Source organism: Bacteroides parvus (genome assembly GCF_017309675.2).
Taxonomy (GTDB): Bacteria; Bacteroidota; Bacteroidia; order Bacteroidales; family Bacteroidaceae; genus Bacteroides; species Bacteroides uniformis.
Map to the genome: position 1 here is coordinate 743384 of NZ_CP084680.1, position 19119 is coordinate 762502.

17 protein-coding genes are annotated in these 19119 nt (G+C 42.9%); 15 read left to right on the forward strand and 2 right to left on the reverse strand.

The genetic code is table 11. From position 1 onward, the window contains the following. The first annotated feature begins 97 nt into the window (after positions 1-97). The 7 genes from JXR92_RS02945 to mobV all read left to right on the forward strand — a co-directional run bounded on the left by JXR92_RS02945 (position 98) and on the right by mobV (position 9725). Positions 98-1732, forward strand: coding sequence for a serine/threonine protein kinase (locus JXR92_RS02945; RefSeq protein ID WP_138344689.1), 1635 nt, complete (start codon positions 98-100; stop codon positions 1730-1732). A gap of 30 nt (positions 1733-1762) precedes the next feature. Beyond that, a complete protein-coding gene (locus JXR92_RS02950; protein ID WP_138344691.1) occupies positions 1763-3424 on the forward strand; it encodes a serine/threonine-protein kinase in 1662 nt (553 codons plus the stop codon). A gap of 321 nt (positions 3425-3745) precedes the next feature. After that, the gene (locus JXR92_RS02955) at positions 3746-4981 is read left to right on the forward strand and encodes a site-specific integrase (protein ID WP_016564205.1); all 1236 of its coding nucleotides are present in this window, start codon (positions 3746-3748) and stop codon (positions 4979-4981) included. An 18-nt stretch (positions 4982-4999) separates the two neighbouring features. Then, positions 5000-5389 carry a hypothetical protein gene (locus JXR92_RS02960; RefSeq protein ID WP_016564204.1) on the forward strand — a complete coding sequence of 130 codons (390 nt, stop codon included), beginning with the start codon at positions 5000-5002 and terminating at the stop codon, positions 5387-5389. A gap of 310 nt (positions 5390-5699) precedes the next feature. Further along, entirely contained in the window at positions 5700-6941 is a 1242-nt protein-coding gene (locus tag JXR92_RS02965) for a primase-helicase family protein (RefSeq protein ID WP_016564203.1), read from the forward strand. A gap of 254 nt (positions 6942-7195) precedes the next feature. Next, positions 7196-8164, forward strand: coding sequence for a toprim domain-containing protein (locus JXR92_RS02970; RefSeq protein ID WP_016564201.1), 969 nt, complete (start codon positions 7196-7198; stop codon positions 8162-8164). Between the two features lie 193 nt (positions 8165-8357). Beyond that, the gene (gene mobV / locus JXR92_RS02975) at positions 8358-9725 is read left to right on the forward strand and encodes a MobV family relaxase (protein WP_022508104.1); all 1368 of its coding nucleotides are present in this window, start codon (positions 8358-8360) and stop codon (positions 9723-9725) included. Between the two features lie 89 nt (positions 9726-9814). Here the strand turns inward: mobV and JXR92_RS02980 are convergent, their stop codons facing one another. Then, complete coding sequence (locus tag JXR92_RS02980) at positions 9815-11041, reverse strand: MFS transporter (RefSeq protein WP_016564142.1); 1227 nt, start codon at positions 11039-11041, stop codon at positions 9815-9817. Between the two features lie 568 nt (positions 11042-11609). Here JXR92_RS02980 and JXR92_RS02985 point away from each other — a divergent pair. From JXR92_RS02985 to JXR92_RS03015, 7 genes are all read left to right on the forward strand, one after another. Next, entirely contained in the window at positions 11610-12314 is a 705-nt protein-coding gene (locus tag JXR92_RS02985) for a protein kinase domain-containing protein (RefSeq protein ID WP_206897529.1), read from the forward strand. A 141-nt stretch (positions 12315-12455) separates the two neighbouring features. Beyond that, positions 12456-12941 carry a hypothetical protein gene (locus JXR92_RS02990; RefSeq protein ID WP_119961491.1) on the forward strand — a complete coding sequence of 162 codons (486 nt, stop codon included), beginning with the start codon at positions 12456-12458 and terminating at the stop codon, positions 12939-12941. A gap of 34 nt (positions 12942-12975) precedes the next feature. After that, complete coding sequence (locus JXR92_RS02995) at positions 12976-13884, forward strand: hypothetical protein (protein ID WP_119961490.1); 909 nt, start codon at positions 12976-12978, stop codon at positions 13882-13884. Positions 13885-13902: 18 nt separating this feature from the next. After that, a complete protein-coding gene (locus JXR92_RS03000) occupies positions 13903-14631 on the forward strand; it encodes a caspase family protein (protein WP_226791252.1) in 729 nt (242 codons plus the stop codon). 19 nt (positions 14632-14650) lie between these two features. Continuing rightward, positions 14651-15214, forward strand: a complete 564-nt coding sequence (locus tag JXR92_RS03005; RefSeq protein ID WP_117600149.1) for an FHA domain-containing protein — start codon at positions 14651-14653, stop codon at positions 15212-15214. A gap of 19 nt (positions 15215-15233) precedes the next feature. Beyond that, positions 15234-16286: a PP2C family protein-serine/threonine phosphatase gene (locus JXR92_RS03010; RefSeq protein ID WP_165491365.1), complete on the forward strand. Its 1053-nt coding sequence runs from the start codon at positions 15234-15236 to the stop codon at positions 16284-16286. A gap of 9 nt (positions 16287-16295) precedes the next feature. Then, on the forward strand, positions 16296-17873 hold the full coding sequence (locus JXR92_RS03015) for a bifunctional serine/threonine-protein kinase/formylglycine-generating enzyme family protein (RefSeq protein ID WP_165491366.1): 1578 nt from the start codon (positions 16296-16298) through the stop codon (positions 17871-17873). Between the two features lie 37 nt (positions 17874-17910). Here the strand turns inward: JXR92_RS03015 and JXR92_RS03020 are convergent, their stop codons facing one another. After that, entirely contained in the window at positions 17911-18402 is a 492-nt protein-coding gene (locus JXR92_RS03020; protein WP_131225589.1) for a 3'-5' exonuclease, read from the reverse strand. Positions 18403-18508: 106 nt separating this feature from the next. Between JXR92_RS03020 and JXR92_RS03025 the strand changes: the two genes are divergently transcribed. Next, entirely contained in the window at positions 18509-19048 is a 540-nt protein-coding gene (locus tag JXR92_RS03025) for an NUDIX domain-containing protein (RefSeq protein WP_131225590.1), read from the forward strand. The last annotated feature ends 71 nt before the right edge of the window (positions 19049-19119 follow it).

Below are 19119 nucleotides of genomic sequence, written 5' to 3' on the forward strand. Positions count from 1 at the left end.
TAGAGATAGCAGGTACTTCCTTCTATACGATTATTTCATACAAGAATCGCCATCTGTATATAGATTACCATTTCAATTTCCACCAAAATAAAAAGCTATGCAATTACAATCCGGCACTCTCCTCCAAGGAGGAAAATATAAAATAGAAACAGTCTTGGGACAAGGCGGCTTTGGCATCACCTATCTTGCCACACAAGTGGCCTTAGAACGCAAGGTAGCTATTAAAGAATTCTTCATGAAGGAACATTGCAACCGTGACGTTGCAACTTCCCATGTATCAGTCGGTTCACAAGGCAGTCAAGAATTAGTAGCACGTTTCCGCCAGAAGTTCGTAAAGGAAGCCCGGATGATAGCCGGGCTGAATCATCCTCACATCATTCGTATCATTGATGTGTTCGAAGAAAATGAGACAGCCTACTATGTAATGGAATACATGGGAAATGGCTCTCTTGCAGAATATCTAAAAAGGAATGGAGCAGTCAGAGAGTCTAAGGCCCTCCATTATATCTACCAGCTGGCTGATGCCTTAAAGTTTATTCATCAGCACCAAATGAACCACCTTGACATAAAGCCAGGGAATGTATTGTTAGACAATAATAACAACGCCACCCTTATAGACTTTGGACTATCCAAACGCTATGACGGTGAAGGGCATCAAACCAGTACAACCCCTATAGGCATCAGTGCCGGGTATGCTCCAATGGAACAATATAAGCAAGGAGGCGTCAGCACCTTTTCTCCTGCAACAGATATCTATTCTTTGGGAGCAACTTTATACAAGCTCTTGACAAATGAGACTCCACCTGATGCCAGTGATGTGAATGACGACGGGCTTCCTCCACTTCCACCGAGTATATCCCAATCAACGGCCTATACAATTGAGAAAGCCATGCAACCGCGCCGTAGAGACCGTCCACAAAGCATTGATGAATTTTTATCGTTATTGACTAATAACAATAAGCCATCAATGCAGTATAATGAAGAAGAATCTGAAACAACTATAATTCCCTCTATCTCCCCAAAGGCAGAAGAAGAACCGGGTTCACCCAACATTCCTCCCAAACGAGCCAATCATCTTTCAAACCGGGAAATATGGTTGATTGCAATATTAATATTGTTGGTAACCTCTATTTTTGTAATAAACAAAACAAGCTACAATGTGCCTGCTCAGAACTCTGATACAGCAGTTGCAATAGAAAATCCAATCCCTAATCTTCCGGCCCAACCAATTGATTTAGGATTAAGTGTAAAATGGGCAAGTTGGAATGTAGGTGCAAGTTCTCCGGAAGATTATGGAGGCTTATATGGCTGGGCAGACCCAACAGGAAACAATACATCTACAAATAATACTGATTATCCCAACAACAATCCACCCTCCAATATATGCGGCACCAATTATGATATAGCTCACATTAAATGGGGAGAAAACTGGCGTTTACCCACAAAAAATGAAGTGTTGGAATTATGCGAGAAATGTTCATGGAAATGGACTTCATATAAAGGGAGCAATGGGTATATGATAACAGGCCCCAGTGGAAATTACATTTTCTTACCAGCAGTAGGTCAACGCTATGGCACTAACATTGGCAGTCAAAAAAACTTTGGCTATTATTGGTCAGGGACTTTATACTCCACGGGATATTCAAACTACCTTTCTTTCAGCAACACCCAATATCAGCTAAGCTTCACCCTTCGCTATCTTGGATGTTCTGTCCGTCCCGTTTCAAAGTGACCAACATTTAAAACAAAATTCAAAGTTAATATGCAAGGAACTCAACAATCATTAAGAAAAGGTACTATTCTATCTGGTAATTCCTACAATTACAAGATTGAAGGTATTTTAGGCCAGGGGGCTTCCGGTATAGCCTATCTTGCTTCAATACAACTTCAAGGAGAGTTAGGTTGCCTAAATACCCATACACAAGTAGCCATAAAAGAATTTTTTCAGAAGAATTTCAATGGTAGGGAGGGCACTACTGTAACTTGTTCCAATGAAAAGGCTTTTAAAGAATATAAAACAAAATTCCTTCGGGAAGCCAAGAATCTTTCAAAACTCAAACATCCACATATTGTAGACATTCTGGAAGCTTTTGAAGCAAACAATACTTGCTATTACGTAATGGAATATTTAGAAGGCGGGAGTTTTGATTCTTATATAAAAACAGAAAACGGTCTCTCCGAATCAGAAGCTTTGACATGCATCCGTCAAATAGGGGAAGCACTGCAATTCATGCATAACAATAGGATGTTGCATCTTGATCTAAAACCGAAGAATATAATGCGGCGTAAAGATGGTTCTATAGTATTAATCGATTTCGGCCTTTCCAAACAATACAATTCACAAGGAGAACCTGAAACAAGTACTGCCATCGGATATGGCACCCCAGGCTATGCCCCAATTGAACAAAGCTGTTATCGCGATGGAGAAGGTTTTCCTATAACAATCGATATTTATGCCTTAGGAGCTACATTATTTAAAACATTGACCGGAAAAACGCCTCCCAACGCTTCTAATATTATGAACTATGGCTTTCCGGAAGCCGAATTGCAAGAAAGAAACATCAGTAACAAGACCATTACTGCCATACAGCATGCAATGAAACCAGAAAAGAATGCAAGAACACAAACTGTAGAAACTTTTATCCAGGAAATTGAAGGAGGTCATGCAGAAGACACCATTCTTATTGAAGATAATTCATTGATAGTTTTGCCGGAAACAAACAAAATAACCCTATCATTAGAAAAGGTATTCATGGGAAGTGATAGAAATTTTTCTACAGATATTATAATCACCGCAAACTCTATTGCACTTACCGTAAAAGTATTCACTATACCAGAAACCAAGATACAGACTTATACTTATCCATATACCTCTCAAAAATTCAAAAAACTATTATCAAACCTACGAGAGTTAAGTTTACAAACAGCTTATGACTCATTCAATTATGAAGTGGATAATGCACCAGATATTTTTTACCGCATGCGATTCTCCCTCTTCTCTACAAAAAAATCCTATGCAGATATAAAGGTGGAGTATGAGGCTTTAGATGAATTACGCACCAATGAATTGCCCAAAAACTGGCATGGCATATTCTCAAGGCTTCAAAGGGCCATCACTTCCCAAATTCCTTCTTTCAACGAAACTGTTCTCACAGTAGTTTCTAATAAAACGCCCCCTGAAGAGGGAGCAAAGGTCATAAGCATAGCAAAAGAAAGCTTTATGGCCATCTTTGCTGGAGTCATGACTCTAATGCTAATAATTGGACCCAACATAGGAGTAGGAGGAATTATCACCATAACAAGCCTTGTCATCTTACCAGACTTGCTCATATTTTGGTTATCACCTCGAAAGAAGCTTCATGCGATTTTATTTTCTGCAACAATCATACTACTACTCGCAATCAACCATATAACACATCAATAAATCTTATAGATTATGCAATTACAAAACGGAACTCTTCTGCAAGGAGGAAAATATAAAATAAACACCTAACGGAATAGCAAATTTGAGTAAAGCGTAGCGAACAGACTGAAAAAGCGTTCGTTACGCTATATTTTTCTCTTGTTCAAAAGCCAAGAAGAGACAGAATATGGACAAACGCAGCAAAAGTTCAGTTACTTTATCATTACCCGTGCGATGATGCAAATTTCTTGCGAAACCTAAATTTTGCATCGTTTGGCGTTATGTGTCGTATCTGTCGGTAACTCACTATGAATTAATTTTGTAACCAAAAAAAAGTGAGTTATGAGAAGTACATTTAAGGTATTGTTCTACGTGAAGAAAGGCAGTGAGAAACCCAACGGCAACCTGCCTTTGATGTGTCGCATTACGGTGGACGGAGAGATTAAGCAGTTCAGTTGCAAGATGGATGTTCCCTTGCGCCTGTGGGACGTGAAGAACAACCGTGCTTCGGGTAAGAGTGCCGAAGCGCAAAGAATCAACCGTGCCGTTGACAAAATCAGAGTGGAGATAAACCGCCGTTATCAAGAGTTGATGCAGACGGACGGTTATGTCACTGCTGCCAAGTTGAAAGATGCCTATCTCGGCATCGGTATCAAACAGGAAACCTTGCTAAAACTGTTTGAACAACACAACAGCGAATTTGCCAAGAAAGTGGGACACAGCAGGGCAAAAGGAACATTCCGACGTTATGTTACCGTCTGCAAGCACATCCGTGAGTTCCTACCCCATACCTACAAGCGTGAAGATATTCCGTTAAAAGAGTTGAACCTCTCGTTCATCAACGACTTCGAGTATTTCCTGCGTACTGAGAAAAAATGCCGCACCAATACCATTTGGGGCTACATGATTGTGCTGAAACACATTATTTCCATAGCGAGGAATGACGGTCGTCTGCCGTTCAATCCCTTTGCAGGGTACATCAACTCTCCCGAAAGCGTGGACAGAGGGTATATTACGAGAGAGGAGATACACACAATGATGAACACCGATATGCCCGACAAGACACACGAGCTTGTCAGGGATTTATTTCTGTTCTCCACCTTTACAGGTTTGGCATATTCCGATGTCAAGAACCTTACGGAAGACAACCTGCAAACATTCTTTGACGGAAATCTGTGGATTATCACCCGAAGAAAGAAAACTAACACGGAATCCAATATCCGATTGTTGGATGTTCCCCGAAAGATAATAGAGAAGTACAGGGGTATGACAAGAGATAATAAAGTATTCCCCATGCCGAGTAACACGACTTGCAACAAGAAGCTGAAAGCCATTGCCAAGTTGTGCGGTATAAAAGTCCACTTGACCTATCATGTAGCAAGACATTCGGCAGCGACCACTGTGCTGTTATCCAACGGAGTACCCATTGAAACCGTCAGCCGACTTTTGGGACATACCAACATAAAAACGACCCAAATTTACGCAAAAATCACAGCCCAAAAGATTAGTCAGGATATGGAAACATTGTCGCACAAACTGGAGGATATGGAAAAGAACATTTGCAATGCCATTCAGTAACCCTTAAATCAAACGATAATGAAAGAGGAAAGAAACATCATAACAATGAACGAGTTCGGCAATGTAGTTATGCCGAAAGATATACAGGCAACCGCCATGAGTGAGTGGGAGCTTTGCGAGTTGTTCAATGTAACCGCCCCGACTATCAGGGCAGGGATAAAGACACTCTGCAAGAACGGCATTCTGAATGAGTGTGAGATAAGGCATACCATCCGACTGTCCGACAAGTGCAGCATGGAGGTTTACAGCCTTGAAACGATAATCGCCCTTGCGTTCCGTATCGGCACATACAGTGCGAAGCAGGTGCGCAATGCCGTTCTTGAAAGACTGTACTTGCGAAAAGAGAAAACAAGCATCTTCTTTTCGCTGAACACCAACGGCATAGCCAAAGCCGAATACTTCTCGTAGCTGAATTGGTTGCACGACTGACGGAATCCATTCATTCAGTCACGAATAGAGTAATCAAGCCAGCGTGTCAGCATATAATCTGACCGACATATCAACAGGAACTCCAATTTTTTCTCCCGAAAAGCGTAATCCCCACATTCGTTTTTTGGGAGTTTTTTCGTCTGTCCTGCCCGACTTCCGTTCCAAACCATTGAAAGTTTTTTCTTCGGGGGCTATTTGTCACCGTTCTGCCGCGTTTTGCGTAACAACTTATCCGATAAATGCTTATACTTTTGTAGCTGGTATTTTTCAAACTTAAAACCATTTGATTATGTCAGCTAACAAACAACAAGACAGCCACAGACCGCCATCGGATGGTGGCATGGCAAAGGAGGAATTCATCCGAGTGGGGACTACGCTTTACAAGATTGTGGAGCAGCCCAAACTGAACGGAGGGTATGTAAGGAAACGCATAGCATGGAACAACGAAACCCTGCGCCAAGACTACGGCAAGGACTACATCGGCAGCGTTCCCAAGTATGACGGCTTCTGCACCGTACCCGAACACATCGGCTACCATCCCGTGGTCGGCAAGTTCCTTAACCTCTATGAACCGATAGACCACCAACCTAAAGAGGGCGATTTCTCGCATATCCAATCTTTGGTAGGTCACATCTTCGGGGAGCAATACGAGTTGGGCATGGACTACCTACAACTGCTCTACTTGTACCCCATTCAAAAGCTGCCTATCCTGCTGTTGGTATCAGAGGAACGCAACACAGGCAAAAGCACATTTCTGAATTTTCTAAAACTCCTATTTCAGAACAATGTAACCTTTAACACCAACGAGGATTTCCGTAGCCAATTCAATTCCGACTGGGCCGGCAAACTGCTTATCGTGGTGGACGAGGTGCTGCTCAACCGTAGGGAGGACAGCGAGCGGTTGAAGAACCTAAGCACCACACTTTCCTACAAGGTGGAAGCCAAAGGCAAAGACCGTGACGAGATAGCGTTTTTCGCCAAGTTCGTGCTATGCTCCAACAACGAGTACTTGCCTGTAATCATTGATGCAGGGGAAACACGCTATTGGGTACGCAAGATAGACCGCTTGCAGTCTGATGATACCGACTTCCTGCAAAAGCTGAAAGCGGAGATACCCGCCTTTCTTCATTTCCTGCAACACAGAACACTATCCACCGAAAAGGAAAGCCGTATGTGGTTTGCTCCATCGCTGTTGCATACCGAAGCCTTGCAGAAGATAATCCGCAGCAACCGTAACCGACTGGAGATAGAGATGCACGAGCTGATACTTGACATCATGGATAGTGTCGGCACGGACACATTCTCGTTCTGCTACAACGACATTCTTCTGTTGCTGGTACACTCGCAGGTAAAAGTGGAGAAGCACCAAGTCCGAAAGGTGTTGCAGGAGTGTTGGAAACTTACGCCTGCACCCAACGGACTGACCTATACCACCTACCAATTCAACTACAATCGGGAGTGTCGGTATGAGCCTGTAAAACGGGTCGGTCGTTTCTATTCTGTCACGAGGGAACAACTTGAATCCCTGTAATATCATTCTTTTTTTTGTTGAATTGATGAATAAGGATATAACTATGCTGACAATAAACAATATACACTCTCAACAAAATCTCAACAATCGAAAAGAGAAGTTGAGAGAGGAACAGCACCCGATTGTTGATTTCTCTTTTGGCGAGTGGTTTGTTGAGAAGATGTTGAGCAAATATCTTTCTGTAAATAAATGTGTTATATAAGCCATTCAACAAATCAACGTTTTTACAATCATCATCAAATCTATAGAATATCATGAACATACAAGAAGTTAAACAAATCAGAATCGCAGACTATCTGCAAAGTTTGGGTTACACGCCCGTCAAGCAACAGGGCAGCAGCTTTTGGTACAAATCACCGCTGAGAGAGGAAACGGACGCATCTTTCAAGGTAAACACAGAACTCAACAAATGGTACGATTTTGGACTTGGCAAGGGCGGTAACATCATCGCATTGGCAGCGGAACTCTACCATACGGAAGATGTAACCTGCCTGTTGAAGCGCATAGAGGAACGGACACCATACATCCGCCCTGCATCGTTTTCTTTTGGCAAGCAGCAATCCGACAACCGCACTTATCGGGTATTAAGAGTTGGCGAGCTGTCATCACCTGCGCTCATTGCCTATCTGCAAGAAAGGGGGATAGACATTGAACTCGCCAAAAGGGAGTGTAAGGAACTGCGGTTTGAGAATGCCGACAAACCCTATTTCGCCATCGGCTTCCCGAATATGGCAAGAGGGTATGAAGTGCGTAATAGATACTTCAAGGGATGTGTCGCCCCGAAGGACATCACCCATATCCGACAGCAAAAAGAGCCACGAACCGTCTGTTATCTTTTCGAGGGCTTCATGGATTATCTCTCGTTCCTGACCATCCGAGTAAAGAACAATCCGCAACACCCACGATTGAATGCACAGGATTACGTCATTCTCAACTCCGTTTCCAACCTCTCGAAAGCGGAAAGCATATTGGCAACCTATACCCGAATCGGCTGTTTCCTTGACAATGACACAGCAGGACGGAACGCATACGCCAACCTGCAACGGATGTTGGGTGACCGCTTGCAGGATATGTCGGTTCACTATGCAGGGTATAATGACTTGAACGAGTACCTGTGCAAAAAACTCTTGTCCCAATCGACAGAGCCGATAAAGGAGGAGAAGCAAGTACAATCCGCAAGGCGGATGATGCAGCCACCGAAAAAGAAAGGGCTGAAAATATAGAGGGGAACAGGTTCGCTTTCCCAAGGGTATTTAGACAGAAATACCATAGCTCAATAGGGCGTTTTCTTCACGCATTACACGGTAATGCTAAAAACTCCCTATCGAGCCAAAGGGAAATCCCTTTGGAAACCCTGAGAGCCAATGCCACAGGCAGAGAATACACTCATAACAATAACCGTAAAAATCAAACTACATGGGATATTTTTCATTGGACATAAAGAAAGCAAAAGGTTCATCGGACACCGTACAATCCGACCATATAGAGAGAAGAATCATACCTAAAAACGCAGACCCGACAAGAACGCATCTGAACAGGGTACTTATAGAATACCCCGATGGCGTTCATGGCAGGGATGAAGCGATTGCCCACAGGCTGAACACGGCAGGCATCAAGCGGAAGATTACACATGACCAAGTCCGTGTAGTCCGAGTGGTTCTGTCGGGAACACATGAGGACATGATGGACATACAGGAAAACGGAAGACTTGACGAATGGTGCAGCGACAGCATCCAATGGCTGCAAGCCACATTCGGCAGGGAGAACGTGGTTGCCGCCCATCTTCACATGGACGAGAAGACACCGCATATCCATGCAGCCATTGTTCCCATCGTGACAGGTGAAAGGCGCAAAGCCAAGAAAGAGCAGGAAGACGGCAAACGGAAGTATCACAAGAAAGCAAATACCGTCCGTTTGTGTGCCGATGACCTGTTCAACCGTCAGACCTTGATTGCGTACCACGACAATTATGCAAGGGTTATGGCTAAATACGGATTACAGCGAGGTGTGCGAGGTTCCGAAGCACGGCACACCACCACGACACAGTATTATCGGGACATACAGAAAAAGAACGCTGCCCTTGATGCAGAAAACAAGCGGTTACAGGAGCAGAAAACCGAAACCGAACAGGAACTCAGACAAGCCAAGAAAGAGGTACAGACCGAGAAACTGAAAGGTGCAGCCACCACCGCAGCGACCAACATAGCTGAAAGTGTCGGTTCTCTTTTCGGGAGCAACAAGGTCAAGACTTTGGAAAGGGAGAACACCGCCCTGTATCGGGAAGTTGCCACCCATGAGGAAACCATTGAGATACTGCAAAACCGCATACACACGATGCAAACCGAGCACAACCGCCAGTTGTTGGAAATACAGCAGAATCACCGTAAGGAGATGGCGGAAAAAAGTGTCAGACACAAAGATGAAGTATCAGGTTTGAAACGCATTATCGAAAAGCTGTGTGCATGGTTTCCTATGGCAAAGGAAATTATGAGAATAGAGAGCCTGTGCCGCCTTGTCGGGTTCAATGAAAGGCAGACCACGACATTGACTTATGGTAAGCCTTTGATATACGAGGGCAAACTTTATTCGGAGGAACATAATCGGAGTTTTACGACAGAAAGAGCAGGCTTTCAAGTGGTGAAAGACCCTGCGGACAAGTCTAAACTGACACTCGTAATCAACCGCCAGCCCATAGGCGAATGGTTCAGGGAACAGTTCGACAGGCTACGGCAGAGCATACGACAGCCAATTCAACCACAAAGGAAAAGTAGAGGAATTACATAAGTAGTTAAAACAGATTGCAATAAGCCTCCGATAATCGTATTTCCCTATCAGAGGCTTATTGCTGTTTAGATTTAGTTACGTTTCATAAATCATGATTTTTGTTTTTGATTGTCGACCTTTCTAAGTTGTGGAAGACATAAGGCTATTATAGCGAGAAGCAGAATAGCCATACCTGAGAACAAAAACCAACGGTTTACCCCGATTTGGTCTGCAAATGCACCCGACACTACCAACCCAAGCGGCATGGCAAACGACATGATGCTGCCAAGAAGTCCGAAAACACGCCCTAAATACTCGGGTTGTATCTGTTCTTGAAATAGCGCGGTCTGTACTCCATTATAGAATGGGGCAGAAAAGCCCATCAACGTACAACATATCGCAAATATCATAAAACCATTGGTTGGTAGCAAGCCGGAAACAGTCAATGACACTCCCATAAGAAAGATAGAGCCGATGATATTTGCCATGCGCTTTTTGAAACCTCCCCATGCGCCCAATAGAAGTCCGCCCAACAACATACCAACTGCAAAAACAATTTCCACCACGGAAGCATGCAAGGTACTTCCCTCGAAATAATTCATACTCATCAGCGGAAATAGCGCATTGATTGGCATATAAATGAACATATTGATTGCTCCTATCCAAAGCAATGTGAAAAGAGCTTTATTTTGTCGTATTGCGTTATAGCCAATGCGCAGTTCGGTGAAAAAGTTTTCTTGCTGCAGCGCTTCAATCGGTTGTTTTGGGATGTGAACCATTGCAACAGTGATACAGGCAATTATTGCTCCGAATACGTCAAGGGCAACCGCAGAATTCAACCCCCATTTTGCATAGAGAAAAGCGGCAATTGCCGGACTTAGGATGAAACTTGCCGATTGGATGGACTGGGTGTAGCCGGCACATTTGACTAACTGTTCTTCAGGCACTAAAAGAGGTGTTACCGCACTTAACGCAGGGGAATGGAATGCAGTGCCAACGCTTCTAATGAAGAGGATGAGCATTACTATCCATACAGGTAGTTCCGCTGACAGGGAAATTACGGTAAGTACCAGTCCAGCACAAGCTATGATGACATCTGCACCAATCATGACCATTTTCCGGTTCCAGCGGTCAACAAGTACTCCGATTGCAGAACCTAAAACCGCTTGAGGTAGAAACCCAACCAAGGTCGCCATTGACAACACCATCGCAGACCCTGTTGTATTTGTCAGATGCCAGATGATGGCCATTTGAAGAACCCCACTTGTTATCAGGGACACAGCTTGCCCCGCCCATATTGTATAGAAATCTTGTTTCCAATTTCTGATTTTTTCCATTTGAATTTTTCCTTTTATCTTTTGAATGTTTCTTGATTTTATAGCACAAAAAATCTCTCGACAAGCCTGAAATAGCATGCCGGATTACAAAGACAATGACATTCAAATCGAATTAATTAGATTTGAATGTGGAAAAATTACCAAGGTTTATGATATGCAATATTAACGGTGTTTTTACCTGTTAATATTGTACAATTGTTCATAATCATATTGAAAACCACTATATATGTTGCGACTTATCTTAATTGGGATGGTATTATATGCACACCGAATCCGCTGCAAAGTTACAATAAATTATTCGATTTTTGCACTAACTAAAGTAAAGAATTTCAATGCTTCCTGAATTTTGCCTTTCCTTTTTTATCCAAATCTGCAAAAAATAACGGCATAAGCAAATAGGTATATATCGAAAGGCAAAAAATGGCGAATACTGTTTGTATTGGATACTATATCAAAGATTTGTCGTATCTTTGCACCTGAAAGAGTTATTTGATAGTAAAACACCGCAAAACGCTGAAAATCGCACGGTTTCCTAGTCGTTACCATTACTTTTCAGATACTCCGTTAAATGTTTATTCATCAAACGGTTAGACGAAACCGTTCAGAATTTAAAATAGAAACAGTCTTAGGACAAGGAGGGTTCGGCATCACCTATTTGGCCACCCAAACGCTAACCGACAAAAAAGTCGCTATAAAGGAGTTTTTCTTTAAAGAATATTGTGAGCGTGACAATGTGTCGGGCACAGTAACAGTGCCAACAACCAGTAAGAAAAAATTTGTAGAGAAGTTTCAAAAGAAATTTCTAAAAGAGGCTAAGATTAGCTCAGACCTCAATCACAAGAATATTATACGAGTGCTTGACGTATTTCAGGAGAATGACACTTCCTACTATAGCATGGAATATATCATTGGAAAATCGTTGGCACAAGAAATTAATGCCAAAGGGAAAATTGATGGAAAAAAATTCTCAAAAGACATGATTATGCGCCCTTATGCGATACAAAACGACATAAAAGCTGGTTTGAAAAAATATTTCGGGGTGGTGACCGATGACGAGCTGATGGACAACCTTCAACTGAACAACGAATTATACAATATCAACAACCTCCCTCTGCCCGAAACAGACCCATGGATTACAAAAGATGGTGTTTTCTTCTCGTATGCTCCCTATGAAATTGCCAGTTACGCAGCAGGCGCTCCCTCCATTGTGATACCCATCAGCAAAGTCAAGAACCACGTCACTTCTACAGCAAAAACATTCTTTGATGAATAAAACGACCTCATCAGCTTGAGAATGACCACCTATACGGTTATTTCATACAAGAATCACCGCATTTCATGTAATATACACAAATCCTTATATAGGTTATCATTTCAAATCAATATCTTTGAAACATAAAAGAAAACATTGGTTATGGAAAAGAAGCAGTTAAAAGTCTCAGAATCAGAATACGCTAAGAATCTTGGAGTAGCTGCAAGCGCGGGAGCAGCAATAGGAGGAGCGGCTTTTGCAGCAGCAGCTTATTCAACAAGAGCATGGGAAACTGACTCTAATGAAGACAACGAGACACTGGAAATTGCAGAGGAAAGCAGCACTGATGAGATGATACAACCAGAAACTGTATCTATAGAAATATCAGATCCCGTCACTGCAGACATAGCCTACACCATAGACCCTCTTTCTCCGGCTGAAAGTGAAGCGATAGACATGGCCAGTACGGAGAATGATGAAATTGTCATCGAAGACATTGAATATCCAGACGAAGGAGATATCTTTCAATCAGATATGCAAGACGTCATGGACTGGGTAGCAGGAGAAACGATGGATATTCCTTTGCTGGACAATGCTATATACAGTGATGATACCATTGTAGAAGACAGTCAACTGTTTTCTATATGAAAAGACATTATTAATACTAAAAAATATCAGCCTTATGAACTCAGAAGACACCATTCTTAACCAGCAACAGAACGACAACGAAGAAACATTGCCGAACAACAATCAGAGCACCTCAAAGGAACAGCCTGCGAAAAAAGCCAGTTCATGGAAACATGTAACAATAGGTGGCATATCTGGAATTTTATTAGGTGGCGCCAGTACCTTTTTCACCAGCTCTTCCAGTGCCGCCAATGACAGTGACGCTCCCAGCCACGGCAGCCAGTCAGCAACAAGCCATGGCTCTACTCCCGTTTCTCCAGACTCACACATCTCTGTAGAAGGGTTACCGGTTGCAACAGTCAGTGACGATATGTCTTTCAGCGAAGCCTTTGCAGCAGCGCGCCAGGAGGTAGGACCGGGAGGAGTCTTTGAATGGCACGGTGACGTATACGGTACATATTACGCCAATGAATGGAGTGACATGACACCAGAACAGCGGGCAGAATTCGGAAGTCGCGTTTCCTATGGAGCAAGTGGTTCGGGAAATCACGAGACAGCAGAACACGCTACAGAAGAGAGCCATAATGTAGCGGAACATCATGCAACGGAAGAACCGGAAATAGTCAATGTGGAACATGAAAATGCACACGTTGAAGATGAAGTTCAGATTGTAGGAATCAGTGATGAAACCATGGATGACGGCTCGATGGTTACCATCGGACAACTGGAAATAAACGGACAAGAAGTTTATGTGGTAGATGTGGATCATAACGGCACTTTCGACCTGATGGGAGCCGATGTAAATGGAGATGGAGTAATCAGCGAAAATGAAGTCTACAACATACAAGACCAAGGACTGGAAGTTGCCGATTTGCAGCAGCAGATGGATGCAATACCCTCGGATGATTATCTGGCAGATATGCCTGATTATATTAATGATGCTGACTCCAGCGGATTTGCCTAATCAACGGACAAGATGAGAATGAAGCGGATATTATTTTCACTGATATGCATATGCTTGTTTAGCCTGCAAAGCCTGGCACAGAATATATATTTAGTTTCCGTAGGCATTGCAGACTATCCCGGCACAGAGAATGATTTAACATTGCCTGCCAAAGATGCAGAGACCATACAATGGATATATCAGAAAAATCAGAAAAATCAGAAAGCAGAAACAATATTATTAATCGATGCACAAGCCACCCGAAGTAATGTATTAAGCAGTATGACGCGAATTTTCAATAAAGCCTCAGCCAAAGACATCATTGTCCTTTTTTTTAGTGGTCATGGATATAAAGGTGGATTTGTGGGCTATGATGCAATGATTACTTATCAAGACATCAAGAAAACAATGGCAAAAAGTGCAGCCAAGAACAAAATGATATTTGCAGATGCATGTTTCTCTGGAAAGATGAGAGAACCACGTAGAAACTCATCGAATATATCCCCCTCTTCATTAAAAGTAATGCTGTTCCTTTCTTCCCGTGAAAATGAAGTCTCTATAGAGTCTCCTTCCATGAAAAACGGGTTCTTCACAACATGCCTGCAACGGGGACTACGAGGCGGAGCCGACGTAAACCGTGATCGGATCATCACAGCTAAAGAGCTTTTCGAATTTGTCAGCCAAGGGGTAAAAAAGCTGTCAAGGGACAAGCAGCACCCTGTCATGTGGGGTAAGTTCAGCGATTCTATGCCGGTAATGATATGGTAACAATAATAGAATAGAACAAATGGAATCAGAATTATTAAGAATCAAGTGTCCGAACTGCGGTGCCGTTCTGACTATAAAAAAGATAGCAGGCCTGGAAACCAAGAGTATTCCATGCCCAGTATGCAAAAAGGCATCAAAGTACATTGACTACAAAGTTCCCAAACAACAATATACTCCACCGAATGAAAATGATGACACCACCATGGGAGATGAAACCCACATTGACCATTCAAAAAATCAGAGTATCGGCAAACTTCAGAAAATTGGCACAAGTCATATGTATACTTTATCCCTAGGGATAAATACAATCGGACGAAAGGCACAAACATCAAACGCCACTGTACAGATTGATACAGATGACCTTACAATGAGCCGTTCACATTCCATTATTGAGGTACGCAAACTGAAAACCGGTGGTTATATACACTATTTTTCGAATGCTCAAAACAAAAATGCCACTTATATCAATTCTGGATTAATTGAAAATGGTGACCGTATCATACTGCATGGAGGTGAAATCATAAAAATGTCGAATACGACATTGAAATTCATACTTCTTTCTGAAGATGATACAATCATTTAAACCTAAAACAAAATTGGATATGAAATATGTTTTAAACCCCTTAACTATCTACGAATTGGGACAACGGAGCAATCAGGAAGATTCCATCTTCCCCGTATCAGGTGAAGTAACGGCAGAAGACCGCCTGTTTATCGTATGCGATGGAATGGGTGGTCATGAGTCGGGTGAGGTTGCCAGCCAGACAGTATGCCAAACGATGAGTGAATACATCTTGTCACAAACTTCACCGGAAGGGGCTTTCACAGACGAGCAATTTAACGAGGCGCTCAATGCAGCCTATGATTCATTAGACCAAAAGGATAATGGTGCCGCCAAAAAGATGGGGACCACCATGACTCTTCTGAAATTTCATAGTGGCGGATGCCTGCTTGCCCATATCGGTGACAGCCGCATCTATCATATCCGACCTTCTGAAAGATACATTTTCCACACAAGAGATCACTCGTTGATAAACGACCTATATGACATCGGTGAAATCACCCTTGAAGAGATGAAAACCTCAAAGCAGAAGAATGTCATTACCCGTGCCATGCAACCCAACCTGGAAAGACGTCCTAAAGCAGACATAAAACATATTACAGACATCCGCCCCGGTGACTATTTCTTCATGTGCTCGGATGGCATGTTAGAGGAAACTGACGATAGTGACTTGCTGAATATCCTCTCTGACCCTGACACAACAGATGATGAAAAAATACAAATCCTGACCAAGGTCAGTGAAAACAACCGGGATAATCATTCTGCATTTCTTATTCATATTTTAGACTTAATTCCGGATAATTATACAAAAGAAGAAAAAGGCAAAGAAGAAAGTCCTATAGAATCCGTTCCGGACAACCGTGTCATGACTGCTGGAACAAGGACAATCGAAAGAGAGGGGAAAAAGAGCGCTGAAACTAAAGAGGATAAGAGACAAAAGCGCAGGCTGCCGATTGTCAAGATTCTTGCATTCGCCATATTACTTTTTATCGTTATCTACGCCGCTTCTTTCGTTCTGTTGAAAGCTATAAAGGGGGAGAAAGAGCATTCCAAAACAAATCACCAAATAGAAAACACTATATTACAAAAATAATCCAAGAATATGCAGCTACTATCGGAAACATCTCTGCAAGGAGGCAAATATAAAATAGAAAAAGTACTTGGCCAAGGTGGTTTTGGCATTACTTACTTAGGGCTTCAGACGGGACTGAACCGGTCTGTCGCCATTAAAGAGTTCTTTATGAAAGAATACTGTGAACGCGAAGAGACTACTTCCAAAGTTCTTCTGGGCTCACAAGGTAGTCGAGATATAGTGGACCGTTTCCGAATAAAATTCATAAAAGAAGCTCAAACCATTGCCCAGATGGACAATCCGCATATCATCCGCATTCATGACATTTTTGAGGAAAATGCAACTGCATATTATGTAATGGAATATATTGACGGAGACTCTTTGGACAGGTTAATACAGAAGCAAGGGAAGTTAGACACCGCGGTAGCATTAAACTACATCTGCCAAACAGCTAAAGCATTACAGTATATCCATCAAAAGAAGATTTTACACTTAGACATCAAACCTTCCAACATTCTGCTCAGAGGTGAGGAAGATGCTGTATTAATAGATTTCGGAATTTCCAAACGATATGATATAGACGGAAGTCAAACGAGCACCACTCCTACAGGAATCAGTAAAGGTTATGCCCCCATAGAACAATATAGACAAGGTGGTACAAGCATGTTCATGCCCAGCACAGACATTTATTCATTAGGCGCTACCATGTATAAGTTACTGACAGGAGAAACACCGCCCGAAGCTTCTGACATTGTAGACGAAGGATTAACAATTCCAGATTATATAGCTCCCAGAATAGCAACTGCAATAGAAAAGTGTATGGCTCCAGCACGCAAACAAAGGCCACAATCTATTACAGAATTTCTGTCCCTGATAGCAATGGAGCCTCATGAACATCCTCAAGACGGTACATCTTCTTCTAAGGAAAACACGGTTATACAAAAAAGGACAGACCACCAATATCTATCAATTGACGTAAAAGGAATTTTATTCAAAATGTGTTTCGTTGAAGCAGGAACTTTCATGATGGGAGCTACTTCAGAACAAGAGCACGAAGCCTATAGTGACGAAAAAAGCAACAAAAGAGTGGATATACAGAACTTCTACTTGGGAGAAACCACTGTTACCCGGAAATTATGGAATGCGATTATGGGAAACTATCAATCGGAATCCAAAGAGGAGAATCTTCCTATCGAGAATATATCATGGATTGACTGCATAGATTTTATTCAAAGACTAAACAATGTTACCGGACGCAAGTTCCGTCTTCCAACCGAAGAAGAATGGGAGTATGCGGCACGAGGAGGAAATCAAAGCAAAGGGTATAAATACGCCGGTTCAAATTCTATTGATGAAGTTGCATGGTATGATGAGAACAGCGAACATCACACCCATCCCGTGGCTTTAAAAAGACCGAATGAATTGGGATTGTATGACATGAGCGGAAACATTCAAGAATGGTGTTCCTCTTTCTACGAATATGGCTCAAATCGGACTCTACGAGGCGGATGCTATTTATCATCACCACGAAGATGCCGTGTTTCATGTAGAAACAACAATAGCCAAGTGTATCATGATGCAAGCATAGGATTACGATTGGCTTTATAAACAGCTACGGAGCGGGATTCCACATGAACTTCCTCCTTTATATGACTTGTTTGGCTATCCATGCACAAGCCTCCGCATCCGCCAATGCATGGTGGTGTTGCTCCAGTTGGTAGCCACAACAAGCTGCCACTGTGTGCAACTGATAGTTGGGCAATCCTTTCAGGACGCGACGTGATGCCTGCAAAGTACAATGAAACTCATAATCCGGATAATCCATGCAGTAAGTACGGAAAACAGCTTTCAGGCAGCTTTCATCAAAGGCCTTGTTGTGCGCTACCAATGGCAAGCCTTCAATGCGAGGAGCTATTTCCTGCCACACAACGGGAAAGATAGGAGCATCCCGGGTATCTGCCAACGTCAGACCATGCACGCGGGTATTCCAATAAGTGTAATACTCCGGTTCGGGACGGATGAGGTTATAATAATGGTCCACAATCTCTCCATCACGTACGATAACCACTCCTACACTACAAACGCTGGTACGCTGTTCGTTGGCCGTTTCAAAATCAATGGCAGCAAAATCTTTCATCCGATATGGTTTTATAGTCGCCAAAGATACGAAAAATTCACTCTGTTCCTTTCATTCTACACCTGGTTTCCATTATCTTTGTCCCCCGGACAAAGGCTAAAATATCATGGAACATCCACTTTCGCAATTCAAATATTGTCCGAAATGCGGTTCAGCCCATTTCGAAGTTCATAACGGGAAGTCAAAGCAATGCGCCGACTGCGGTTTCGTCTACTACTTCAACCCCTCTTCCGCCACCGTCGCCTTAATACTGAACGAATGCGACGAACTGCTGGTTTGCCGCCGTGCCAAAGAGCCTGCCAAAGGGACGCTGGACCTTCCCGGAGGCTTCATCGACATGACCGAGACCGGCGAGGAAGGCGTTGCCCGCGAAGTGAAGGAAGAAACCGGCATGAAGGTGGCAAAGGCCGAATATCTCTTCTCCCTGCCCAACATCTACATCTATTCCGGCTTCCCCGTACACACGCTGGATATGTTTTTCCGTTGTACGGTGGAGGACACCTTGCACTTCAAGGCGATGGACGACGCGGCAGACCTCTTCTTCCTCCCCTTGAAAGATATCCGTACGGAAGAGTTCGGGCTCGGCTCCATCCGCAAAGGAGTGGGTATCTTCCTGGAAGACATGCGAAAGAACAAAAGCGAATGATTATTCGTTCCTATTATGGTATATATCCTAAAAAAGCCAAACAAGTGTAACATTTCCGGGTTAAAACCCGT

Bases quoted from the DNA above. Each gene is read 5' to 3' on its own strand.
- JXR92_RS02945 (WP_138344689.1), top strand. From the start codon at position 98: ATGCAATTACAATCCGGCACTCTCCTCCAAGGAGGAAAATATAAAATA.
- JXR92_RS02950 (WP_138344691.1), top strand. From the start codon at position 1,763: ATGCAAGGAACTCAACAATCATTAAGAAAAGGTACTATTCTATCTGGT.
- JXR92_RS02955 (WP_016564205.1), top strand. From the start codon at position 3,746: ATGAGAAGTACATTTAAGGTATTGTTCTACGTGAAGAAAGGCAGTGAG.
- JXR92_RS02960 (WP_016564204.1), top strand. From the start codon at position 5,000: ATGAAAGAGGAAAGAAACATCATAACAATGAACGAGTTCGGCAATGTA.
- JXR92_RS02965 (WP_016564203.1), top strand. From the start codon at position 5,700: ATGTCAGCTAACAAACAACAAGACAGCCACAGACCGCCATCGGATGGT.
- JXR92_RS02970 (WP_016564201.1), top strand. From the start codon at position 7,196: ATGAACATACAAGAAGTTAAACAAATCAGAATCGCAGACTATCTGCAA.
- mobV (WP_022508104.1), top strand. From the start codon at position 8,358: ATGGGATATTTTTCATTGGACATAAAGAAAGCAAAAGGTTCATCGGAC.
- JXR92_RS02980 (WP_016564142.1), bottom strand. From the start codon at position 11,041: ATGGAAAAAATCAGAAATTGGAAACAAGATTTCTATACAATATGGGCG.
- JXR92_RS02985 (WP_206897529.1), top strand. From the start codon at position 11,610: ATGTTTATTCATCAAACGGTTAGACGAAACCGTTCAGAATTTAAAATA.
- JXR92_RS02990 (WP_119961491.1), top strand. From the start codon at position 12,456: ATGGAAAAGAAGCAGTTAAAAGTCTCAGAATCAGAATACGCTAAGAAT.
- JXR92_RS02995 (WP_119961490.1), top strand. From the start codon at position 12,976: ATGAACTCAGAAGACACCATTCTTAACCAGCAACAGAACGACAACGAA.
- JXR92_RS03000 (WP_226791252.1), top strand. From the start codon at position 13,903: ATGAAGCGGATATTATTTTCACTGATATGCATATGCTTGTTTAGCCTG.
- JXR92_RS03005 (WP_117600149.1), top strand. From the start codon at position 14,651: ATGGAATCAGAATTATTAAGAATCAAGTGTCCGAACTGCGGTGCCGTT.
- JXR92_RS03010 (WP_165491365.1), top strand. From the start codon at position 15,234: ATGAAATATGTTTTAAACCCCTTAACTATCTACGAATTGGGACAACGG.
- JXR92_RS03015 (WP_165491366.1), top strand. From the start codon at position 16,296: ATGCAGCTACTATCGGAAACATCTCTGCAAGGAGGCAAATATAAAATA.
- JXR92_RS03020 (WP_131225589.1), bottom strand. From the start codon at position 18,402: ATGAAAGATTTTGCTGCCATTGATTTTGAAACGGCCAACGAACAGCGT.
- JXR92_RS03025 (WP_131225590.1), top strand. From the start codon at position 18,509: ATGGAACATCCACTTTCGCAATTCAAATATTGTCCGAAATGCGGTTCA.